The sequence below is a fragment of the Saccharomonospora sp. CUA-673 genome (assembly GCF_001942305.1).
Lineage (GTDB): Bacteria > Actinomycetota > Actinomycetes > Mycobacteriales > Pseudonocardiaceae > Prauserella.
On the sequence record NZ_MKKE01000065.1, the window covers coordinates 1 to 10673 of the forward strand.

8 protein-coding genes are annotated in these 10673 nt (G+C 63.8%); 6 read left to right on the top strand and 2 right to left on the bottom strand.

Features of this window, described 5'->3' with window-relative positions:
* Positions 1-30 precede the first annotated feature (30 nt).
* The 3 genes from BJF85_RS22285 to BJF85_RS22295 all read left to right on the top strand — a co-directional run bounded on the left by BJF85_RS22285 (position 31) and on the right by BJF85_RS22295 (position 4403).
* Complete coding sequence (locus BJF85_RS22285) at positions 31-837, top strand: ISL3 family transposase (RefSeq protein ID WP_255375856.1); 807 nt, start codon at positions 31-33, stop codon at positions 835-837.
* 1260 nt (positions 838-2097) lie between these two features.
* A complete protein-coding gene (locus BJF85_RS22290) occupies positions 2098-3591 on the top strand; it encodes a hypothetical protein (RefSeq protein ID WP_075849982.1) in 1494 nt (497 codons plus the stop codon).
* The gene (locus BJF85_RS22295; protein WP_075849983.1) at positions 3588-4403 is read left to right on the top strand and encodes a hypothetical protein; all 816 of its coding nucleotides are present in this window, start codon (positions 3588-3590) and stop codon (positions 4401-4403) included. Before BJF85_RS22290 ends, BJF85_RS22295 begins: the two co-directional genes overlap by 4 nt.
* Positions 4404-4464: 61 nt before the next feature.
* Here BJF85_RS22295 and BJF85_RS28205 read toward each other — a convergent pair whose 3' ends face one another.
* The gene (locus BJF85_RS28205; RefSeq protein WP_158057084.1) at positions 4465-4611 is read right to left on the bottom strand and encodes a hypothetical protein; all 147 of its coding nucleotides are present in this window, start codon (positions 4609-4611) and stop codon (positions 4465-4467) included.
* Positions 4612-4788: 177 nt separating this feature from the next.
* Here BJF85_RS28205 and BJF85_RS22300 point away from each other — a divergent pair, with 177 nt between their 5' ends.
* From BJF85_RS22300 to BJF85_RS22310, 3 genes are all read left to right on the top strand, one after another.
* Complete coding sequence (locus BJF85_RS22300; protein WP_075849984.1) at positions 4789-8220, top strand: hypothetical protein; 3432 nt, start codon at positions 4789-4791, stop codon at positions 8218-8220.
* Positions 8151-8903 (top strand): hypothetical protein, encoded by a 753-nt coding sequence (locus tag BJF85_RS22305; protein WP_139320794.1) that lies wholly within the window; start codon positions 8151-8153, stop codon positions 8901-8903. The genes BJF85_RS22300 and BJF85_RS22305 overlap by 70 nt, the downstream gene beginning before the upstream one ends.
* Before the next feature lie 164 nt (positions 8904-9067).
* Positions 9068-9982, top strand: a complete 915-nt coding sequence (locus BJF85_RS22310; protein ID WP_222844636.1) for a Wadjet anti-phage system protein JetD domain-containing protein — start codon at positions 9068-9070, stop codon at positions 9980-9982.
* Between the two features lie 67 nt (positions 9983-10049).
* Here the strand turns inward: BJF85_RS22310 and BJF85_RS29190 are convergent, their stop codons facing one another.
* A complete protein-coding gene (locus BJF85_RS29190) occupies positions 10050-10379 on the bottom strand; it encodes a hypothetical protein (protein WP_222844637.1) in 330 nt (109 codons plus the stop codon).
* Positions 10380-10673: the final 294 nt, after the last annotated feature.

The window sequence follows — 10673 nt, forward strand, 5'->3', positions numbered from 1 at the left end:
TCCCGGCCGACGTTGGCGCGTCGGCCATGCTTGGAACCTTCATCCGGTCACCGGGAAGGTACGCCCTCCCGGCCATCCACAGGTTTCAAGCATTGCTCCCTGACACCCGACGCTGACGGAACGCCACGGGCACGGCTGCTGGACCTCGTGCCGGGCCGGTCGGGCAAGGCCTACAGCGACTGGCTCGAAGAACGCGGGGAGGACTTCCGCAACGGCGTCGCGGTTGCCACCCTCGACCCGTTCCACGGCTACAAGAACGCCATCGACGACCAGCTCGAGGACGCAGTCGCGGTCCTGGACGCCTTCCATGTCGTCAAGCTCGGCACCCAGGCCGTCGACGAGGTCCGTCGCCGCGTGCAGCAGGAGATCCACGGTCGCCGCGGCCGCAAGAACGACCCGTTCTACGGCATCCGCACGATCCTGCGCTGTGGGGAGGAGAAGCTCACCGACCGCCAACGAGCCCGTTTGGACAGGGCGATCGCCGCTGACGAACGCCACGACGAGGTCTACGTGGCGTGGTTGTGCGCCCAACAACTGCGGTCGGCCTACAAGGCCAAGAGCCCAGTGGAGGGACGGCGGATCGCCGAGAAGGTCCTCGCCTTGTTGCCGACCTGTCCGATCCCGGAGATCAAGCGCCTCGGGAAGACGCTCAAGCAGTGGCGGAAGGCGTTTCTCGCCTACTTCGACACGGGCCGCGCGAACAACGGCGGCACGGAGGCGATCAACGGCCTCATCGAGCTCCACCGCCGCGTTGCTCGCGGCTTCCGCAACCGCGACAGCTACCGGCTACGCATGCTGCTCATCGGCGGCGGACTCGCTCACCCCCACCTCAGATAGGAAGAGCCATCAACAGAGGGTGTCTCTCGTTCGCCGGGTGTGCGCCGGCGGTATGCGTCCATTTGTTGTACGTCTGCTCGGACTGAGCCAAACTGTCGGACCCATGTGGTTACGTCGCGAACATGGACGAATCCGTAAGGTCATGGGCTGATGGAGCCATCGCAGCGATGGATGTGGAGACGACGGACGTCGATCCACATCGGTCTCGGCTAGTCTCAGCCGCCGTCGTGATGATCGGGCCTACAGCGCCGGGTCGGCGACGTGAGGTCAAGACGTGGCAGTGGTTGGCCGACCCCGAGGTCGAGATTCCCGTCGAGGCCACAGCCATTCACGGCATCAGTACCGAAACAGCCCGTCGGGACGGCGCCCCGCAGCCGAAGTCATTGGCGAGGTGGCTGCGGTATTGGGGGAGGTGTGGACGCCTGTCGTCCCGCTGTGTGTATATAACGCGGCCTTTGATCTGACTCTGTTGGATGCCGAGATGTCCCGGCACCATGGTCGCAGCCTGTCGCTGTCGGGGCCGGTGGTTGACCCACTGTGCATTGATCGCCACCTCGACCCTGGACGTGAGCAGCGGCGCACGTTAAACGACGTGTGTGGGCATTACGGAGTACTGCTCGAGGGAGCCCACACCAGTTCAGGTGATGCCTTAGCTGCGGCGCGTCTTGCGTGGAAGATGGCCAGGGTGTTCCCAGCGGACGTGGGTTCCCCAGTGCCGCTTGTCCTGCACGAGGCCCAGGCTGCGTGGTATCGGGCCACTGAAAACGCCCATGCCGACGAACGCGATCGGCGAGCGGCAGATGCGGCAGCACGCGGTGACCACGTCTCGGCTGGGCGGCTGCGAGCAAAGGCCCAGGATGTCCGGGCTTGTGCAGAGACATGGCCTGTGTTGCCGGTGCGTACGCGGACACGGGCGGTTGCCGGCCGTAGCTCGTCGCCCGGCTCTAGCCGCATGGGGAACTCCCATGCTCGGTGGACTGCGGATGAGGACACCGACCTACGTAAGAAGTGGCTCTCCGCCGATCCCGCGGGGGCCGCCGCCACACGACGTGAGCAGATCGCGTCCGACTATGGGCGGACGCCTGGTGCGATTCGATCCCGCCTGTTGAAACTGCGCTGCGACCCCGAACGTCCAGGCCACACATGCGACGAAGACCGTGCCACCGAACTGGAGAAGGCCTACGCCGCTGAATATGGCCGTGGCTGAGTGTGCGGGCAATGCGGCCTGGCGATGCCGATCTGTGAAGCGAGGTGAATCGAATGTCGGACGCTGGGGTTCGGGGACGCGACACGCTGGGCCTGGCGACGCGGGTAAAAGCGCTCGCCGTGGCCGCCCCTGTCCTTGACCTGGAGCGCCGGAAGGCACTGCTCACATCGGGCGACTGGGCGCCTTACCAGATGGAGGAGCTGGCCCTTGCCGCGATCGACACGGTCACGTTGAGAATGGATTTCGACGACGGTGCCCAGCACGAGGACGTCGTGGCTGCAGTGGCGCGTGTGGCGGAGCTGCAGATGCCACAGCGTGATCGCGATGAACATGTCGATGTGGCACGTTGGGTTCTCGACAGCCTGGTGAACGTGGGAACGGTTGACCGCGGCTTCAATCATGTCTACGGCGTCGTTGTCGACGACGCTTACACCTCCCATATCTACTCCTTCAAATTGTTACGTGAAGTCGCGGGACCTGATGGAAAGCCGCGGCTGCGTACTTCGAATGAAGCAATCGCGGTTCTGGTAGGAGCAGTCGATATCGATATTGCTTCTGAGCAAGTTGCTGCGGACGCCAAACTGGAAGCCTTGGTGGGCCGTGGACGGCTGGTCGATGCCCATCGTGCCGCAGAGATGGCACTGCGCCGCACTGTGCAGTACGCCGAGCACATTCGTACGCAGTTGGAGGGAATGCGTCGTGATATCCGCTCGGTGGATTGGATAGGCGATGTGCAGCATGTGCAGACCGAAGCGTTAGATCACATCGAGGAGCCCATCAAGGCTGAGAGCACCATCAAGGACAACCTGGTCCAGATCATGGAGAACAGTACCGAGGACGCCGCTCCAGGGCAGGCTGCCGAGCTGATTGAGATTCTTGACGAATGTTTGCAACGACACGCTGCGCTGCAAGCAAACTTGCAGGAGATCGGCGACAGGTTCCGCGCGGAACAGGAACGACAAACGTTCGTTCCGCCGCCCCGTCGATCCTACGTCGACATCGGCCGCCAGCTGTTGGAACCGGTGCTGTGTCTGTCGATGGAACAGGCCTATCCGCTGATAGACGAGTTCGCTACGGCGACCGTTCCACCACATCGCCCCACGGTCATCTACCTCCCCGACTTGGTGGCCAACCTTATGGCGTTGCCGGCCGAGCATGACAGCGACGACGGCCTGATTATCGACCCAGTATTCGGTGACCGCGGCGACGACGACACGTTTTCGGACCAGCAGTACGCAGCTGTTGAATCCCTGCTGCGGCGCGCCGATGCCGACGGGATTCGCTTGTCAACCCTGCTTACGCTGGCACGCGGCACGGATATGGGTGGGACTGGTCGAGGGCGGATCGATCACCTGCTGGCACTGCACGTGCTGGGCCTGTTCGGCGCGCCACGGCATAGCCCCGAGACCGATACGATCTTGGCGGCATCGGCCGATGCGCGCATGTTGGATGACGAGACCTTTGCCGGCAACGACTTGCTGCTAACACGCTACTCAGTACCGATCTTTCCTTCGAACGACGACGCAACGGAGGCCGACCGAGCATGAGCGATATCGACGATACGGCCGCAGTAAGTAGGCTGCTGTCCTTCGGTTTCCAACCGGGATTGACGCCGCCGCGCAATACCGAGTATGCCACTTTGGTGCAACGCTGCCATACCGAACCGGCTTTCGCGCAACGGCTGCACGCAGCAGCACGGGGGTTCGATCTCACCGTCGTTACTGTGAACGCGCGGGCCGGACTTGTACTCGGGGCGACCGCCGAGACACATTTCGCGGCCAGCGTCACCGAGCACATCACCAAGCCTGCTGACCGGCCGATCGCGGCACTGGCTCACCTGGCCATCGCGGCACTTGCGTTCTACCGCCCCGAGGACCTTGACGATGAGACCCGCGTTGGCCGAGTCACGGTCCGGCACGTCGATGAAATGGTCGAGCATGCCACGACGGAACTGGAACGCCGAGCCATCGAGGCCGGCGACGACGATGGGGTTCCCGCCGACCAGCCAGACCTAATCCAACTGTGGCGCTACTACCAGCGTCGGAACCCGGTGGGTCTCACCGACGATGACCGAGCCCACTCCAAAAGTAGACGCGCGATCATCAAGCGAGTAGCCGAGTACCTCACGAACAATGGCATGTTGCGGCGCGCGAGCACGGAAAACGGCGGAACCTATACAACGACGGCCCGCTATCAGATTCAGGTGCGGGAACTGGCTGGCCAGAAGATGCTTGGTGAACTGGCCGCACTCGGCGTGACCGTGGCCGCCGATGGAAAACCGACCTTCACCACGCCGGAACCACAGTCCAGCGGCACCCCCGATGCCGCGAGCGCGCCGTCCGCCGAGCCAGGAGCCTGATCACAGAGATGTATGAGCTTAACCGCGCGCGCCTGTACAACATCGGCCCGAACGGAGCGCGCTACGACGACGTCCTGCTGGACCTATCGGGTGGTGGCCCGCCCATCGCCGCTGGCGCGTTGATCCCGTCGCCGAGCCAGCTGATTCGCCGACCCTCGCTGGCGACGTTGTTGGTGTTGGAGAACGGCGGCGGGAAGTCAGTGTTCATCCGGATGCTGCTGTCGACGGTCCTGCCCGAGCGACAGTCCAGAAAAGGTCGAGAGGCGTTGCGAGCGTACGTGGTGTCGACGACATCTCCCTCGCACGTGGTCTTGGAATGGGTGAATGTCCGCGACGGAGGCACGCTGCTGACCGGCCAAGCGCTCGCACCGGGCGCGATGGACGGGTGGATCGACTGTTCTACTCTCTCAACCCCACCGCGGGGACGACCCTGTCGACATTGCCATTCGCGGAGAACCGTCGCCGACTGACGCTCAATGCCTTCCACGATGCGCTCAAGCGACTCGACCGCAGCGACACGTCGCTCAACATGGCATCGGAGACACGTCAAGGCGAGTGGGAGAAGCATCTGCGCAGACTTGGTCTGGAGCCTGATCTGTTCGCAGTGCAACAGGCGATGAACGTCGATGAGGGGGATGCGGCAGAAGCGTTCAAAACCACCACCGGCCGCCAGTTCGTGGAATGGCTCCTGAGCAAAGCGTTGGACACCGAAAAATACGGGGACCTGGGCGACACGTTCGGAGCATACGCCAAGAAAATCGGTCAGCGTGAACAGATGTTGCTGGAACGCGAGTTCTCCACGGCCATGGCGGAGGCCGCGCAGAAGTTGGCGACGTGCCGCGCGGAGCAGGTTTCGACAACCACGGCAGCTCAGGCGGCCGAGACAACCCTGGGCCGGGTGGCCTCCGAGATACAGGTGTCAGTCCAGAAATCAGAGGAAGAGCTGGCACGCTATCGTAGCGAGTTGGAAACGACGAAAACGACGCTTCACGAGCGACAACAGCGGCGTGATCACGCCGATGCGCGCAACAAAGAAGTCATCCGTAGAACCCTCGCGCTTCGCGTAGATAATGCCAGCTCCCGCGCTATGGAAATTGGACAGAGTCTCACGGATAAGCGCGCGGAGCTCGATGCGTGGAGGCTAATCCCCAAGGTCTTGGAGGCGAACACCGCGCACGAGAAGTACCGGGTCACCAGCGAGCTGCTGGACCAGGCCGAACGTGCGGCCGGGGCGGCCCAGCTCCTGCGTGATCGCGCGGGAGCGCAGCTTGCCGGAGCTTTGCAGCATGCTGAGCAGCGCTGCAGGCAGCAGGCAAACGAGCTCGCCGACAGCGAGGTGAACGATAAGGCGGCGGCCGCCAAGGCAGATCGCGCGGCCAGCACGTGCGAACAGCACGCCACCAAGAACAGTGTCACCGTGCAACACTTGACTGCACAAGTCGAAGACGTGCAGACCCGCGTCGAACAGGCGCGCGAGGCTGGCCTCCTGGAGAACGACGAGACAGTTCCCGACGCCGATGCGCGCCTACGAAGCAACGCAGAGGAGGGCGCTGCGAAGGCAGCACGGCTGCGTGATGCCCACACGCACCTTGAACTGGAAATCCGCCAACTTGGTGAAGCGGCCAACCAGCTGATCGAACCCGAAATCACTGCCCGTAAAGCAGCCGAGGAGGCTGCAACGGCAGTAAGCAAGCTGGACACCGCCGCGCGCGAACTCGCCGCTGAACAGCTCGTGCGAGAGCTTGCCGAACTCAACCACGACGAGGGCGTGCCCGGTGGCGACGCCGCACTGTGGATAGAGACGAACGCGCCAATGCTACGAGGTCACGCCGAGGCCATCCAGGCGTCAACGCGTGACCAACTCGATGCCCTGAACGCCGACAACAAAACCGATCAACGGCTGATCGATGCCCTCACCGTCGACGACGACGCGCTTCTCCCGCCACGCGAAACGGTCGAACACCTGCTGCAACTCCTCAGCGAGCACGGTGTTGACGCCACCCCGGGCTGGCGGGCTCTCGAACAAGTCGTGAACCCCCGCCTGCATGGCGAGGCCATCCAAGCCAATCCCGCACTCCTCGATGGCATCGTCGTCACAGACGAAACCCAACTGGTTACCGCGCAGGAAGTACTTACCGAAGCACGTCCGCTACCTGGCGCCGCCATCCTTGTCACTACCGCCGAGTCATTGGGGAATGGGCCGGCGGCAACCGGAGCGGGCTTCGTGGTGGAGCCAACGCCCGCCATGCACGATCCGGCGGCTGCTACCGAGCTCCGGAGCGATGTCGAGGCCCGCATGGCAGATCGCAACGTCACCATCGCCGACCTTGCCGAGCGCCATGCGCACGCGCAGCAGCTACGCGATCGGCTCGACACCTGGATTCGCGACCACCCGGCAGGCGACGTGGAACGACTGCGGTCGGCAGCCGAAACAGCCGCGGCTGATGCCACCGATGCCAAGGTCGCCCTCGACGCCGCCCATGAGGCGCACACGCAGAGTGTCAGCGCCTTTGACGAGCACGTCATCGTGCTGAAAGACGCCGAGGCGGCCGCTGTCGACGCTGTCAACATCGCAGCATCGATGACGCAGCTCGCCGCCGACCTCGTCGAAGCCGACCAGTGTCGCCGACAGATCACTGAACTCGACGCGCAAACCAACCAGTACCGCAACGACGCAGGCGAGCGCCGCCAACAAGCGGAGGCACTGCGCAACCAAGCGACGGAATCCGCAGTCCAAGCAGAATCGTACCGGCGCGACGCCGCAGTGTACGTGCAGCGACTCAAGACGGTGGTTGTTGGCAATGAGGTGCCCAACGCCGATGTGGATGACGGGGACCTTACAGCGCTCGAGATCGCCTACGAGAACGCTGTAGCCGGATTCCAAGCCGTCGAAGTCGGCGAAGATCTGCGGCAACGCGTCGATACCGCGCAGAGCGAGATGTCGATCGCCGACGCGGCCCTACAGGACGAGCCCACCCACATCGTCGCCAGCGCTCGACTTCTCACCGGGACGTCAGAGGCGGGTAACGAGGAATCCCGCGAAGCGGCGAAGCGGCGACTCGGCCGCGCCGTCGCAGCGTTGGAAACCGAACATGAGACGCTGACCCGCGAGATCGGCCGCCTGCAGGGTGAGACGACCGCAGCCAGTCCGCCGGGGGAGACCCAGTGGGCCAACTTGGACGCCGAATGGACACCATCGAACCTCGACCACGGTGCGGCCCTTGCCGAGCGGGCGGCGGCCGCGCTCAACGACGCTCAGGCTGACCTCGACGCGGCCGACGGAGCGCACCAATCCGCAGCTGCTCAGCTCGCACGTGCTCAAGCCTCAACCCGCGAGATGCAACTCATCCACGGCAGCCTCCAAAACACGGTGCGCAAGCTCGACCTTCCCTCAGACGTAAAACCCTTCACGGGAACGGCTAAAGACGCCCAACGCGCTGTTGACGAAGCGACACGGGCATATGCAGAGGCATCAGAACGACTGGGGGAGGCTAATCAAGGCGTTCACGAGGCTGTCGCCGGTTTCCGTGATGCTGCGAACCAGAACCGGTTCGCCGAGCTCAAGGCCCCGGTTTACAAGCAACTCACCGACATCGACAAGACGGCCCTGATCGAGCGCTCCGACCAATGGGCCACGCAGCTGGCCGCGCGGGCCGCAAGCCTGACCACCGACCTAGAGGACTCCGAGCGTCACCGACAACTCCTGATCGACCAGCTCCAACATCATGTCGGCGAGGCCTTAGCCTGGTGGAGAAGGCAGAGCGGCTTTCCCGCCTTCCCGACACAGCCGGAAAATGGGCTCGGCACAAGATCCTGAAGATCGGATTCAGCAAACCGGACGCACACGTCCTCGCTGGCCGCATCGCCGATACTCTGGACGAGAACGCCCGGAAGCAGGCGGCCCTACCTGGACGAGACCTCGTCTTGCGCTGCGTTGGTACAGCCGTACCACGCGACTTCAAAGTGGAGATCCTCAAACCCGACTCCGCCGGCCGCGCCGAGTACACCTCCATCAGCGACATGGGAAAGGTGTTCTCCGGCGGCCAGGAACTCACCGGCGCCATCATGCTGTACTGCACGCTCGCCGCACTCCGCAGCAGCACACGAAGCACCGCCGGCCGCAACCGTATGGGCGGAATGCTGATTCTCGACAACCCGATTGGCAAAGCCAGCGCCGATTACCTGCTGACCCTGCAGATGAACATGGCCGCGGCCCTCGGCGTCCAACTGATCTACACCACCGGAAGTATGGAAGACCGGGTCCTCGCCACCTTCCCGCTGTGCATTCGGCTACGGAACGATGCTGATCAGCGCACCGGGACCAGGCATCTGCACGTCACCGACCGGGTTGTCGGCGAGCACCTATCTGACGACGATCCTGTCACAGGCCAAATCACTGCCGCCCGGCTGTTGGTCAAGGATCAAGCCTCCACCATCGCTTCGGAGCCCGGTGACGTTGCGTACGAGGAAGGACACAACGAGATGGCCGACGAGCGGTGAGCGCGAGCTACGAGGCAGCGGAGTGGCAACCGTTATCAGAATCAGCGACCCATCTGTCCGCTGTCCTCGACGGACGGCCGGAACGACGCGCCGAGCACGACGCGATACTTGCAGCGTTTGCTCAGGCCTGTCCAGCCACCGCCGGTACTACGCAAGGCCGTCCCGTGCTGTCAGCTCTGCTCGACGAACTGGCCGACCATCATCTGGTTCAACTCCCACGCGGTCGCGACGGATGGGACAACGCCCAGCCGCCGCTACCGCGCTGGCTTCGCCTCCCCTCGCCCACGTCCACACCGAAACCGACCACTACTCGCACAACTGCCGCGATCGTGTGGCGCCGCGAACTGTCCTGGGCGACGGCGGAGAACCTGACCCCATCTCAGATCGAAGTCCTGAAGCTCATCAACCGATGGCTACGCGATACCGACGGTGACTCTGAACGGCGGAGCATCGTGCCCATGCGTGAGCGCTCCCTTGAGATCTTTGGTGACGAGAAGCGTCTCGACAGCCTCATCGCCACCACGCTATTCGCGCCCGGTCGCCTGCGCCTAGACACACTGCACACCGAACGAATCCCACCACCGCTAGCCTACGAACGCCTCGGCGGCGGCAACACTTTGTTGGTCATCGAGAACAGCGACACCTTTGAAACGATCACCACACTGCTGGAAGCCAACCCTGGGAACATTGGCTACGTGGCATTCGGCGGCGGACATGCTTTCGAAGCGTCAGCCGCCCGCGTCGCACGGCTTACCGGTGTACGGGACATCGCCTACTACGGGGATCTCGATGACGACGGGCTGACGATCCCGCAGCGTGCCAACGCAACAACCCTTGCTAGTGGCCTCCCACCCATCCGCCCGGCTCACGGACTCTATCGCCTCCTCCTGCAACACTCCGACCAACGTCCAGCCCCCAAACCAGTCGACCAGCTGGATGCGGAACGGCGGGTCGCGTGGCTACCCTCGACACTCCGCCCTCAGGCCGCTAACGTCCTCATCTCAGGGACCCGACTGCCGCAGGAAGCGACAGGCATGGCTCTGCTGCGGCGCGACAACTCTTGGCGCGACGATTTGTAGCTCAGCGCACGGGGTGCGGACTGGGATCTGTTGGACGCCCGGTGTTGCGTACCGGTGGCCTCCGCGGCTACTGCTCGGGCGGTCGGATCATGTGCACATTCGAGATGCCGCCCTGGTTCACGCAGTCTTGGGCGAGATCGTGGACATACCAGTAGTAGTCGAGATCTGACGCGGCTGCGTTCACGGTGGTTGTTACGGGTGTGTACCGGTGCAGTGGAGTGGAGACGCCGTCGTACGGAAGCCCGTAGTTGTCGGTCGTCAGGATGGTCAGTGGTTCTCCACCGGTCCACACGATTCCGACCTGCACATCGTATTCGTCGTTGCCGGTCGCCTGAGCGGTAGCGCGAACGAGCGCCATGAGATCGGCGATGCAGCATTCGATCGTCGTCGACTGCACCTGCGACCCCTCGGAGTAGCTGTCGCCGCCCGTGCGGTGTCCGCCGACGGCGGCCGCGAGTGTGGCTGAGCCGTCGTGGTGGAGACTCGCCCACGCCTCCTTCCACTTCGACCGCTCGCCTGTCGCTGTATTGACGGCGACCCAGCGGCGCAGTCCGGGCCGAGGGTTTAGCCGGTCGACGTTCTCCAACGGGTGTGACCTGATCCCCGGGTGGTGGTCCGGTTGTTGTGAGAGTCCGATGCCCGATGATGGGCGCAGGAGGACTCGACGACGATGAGTGAGCGACGCCGGCGG

What these genes read in the sequence shown, in the direction of transcription:
- BJF85_RS22290 (WP_075849982.1), top strand. Translation starts at nt 2,098, where the DNA reads ATGTCGGACGCTGGGGTTCGGGGACGCGACACGCTGGGCCTGGCGACG.
- BJF85_RS22295 (WP_075849983.1), top strand. Translation starts at nt 3,588, where the DNA reads ATGAGCGATATCGACGATACGGCCGCAGTAAGTAGGCTGCTGTCCTTC.
- BJF85_RS28205 (WP_158057084.1), bottom strand. Translation starts at nt 4,611, where the DNA reads ATGAACACTGACTTCCCGCCGCCGTTCTCCAACACCAACAACGTCGCC.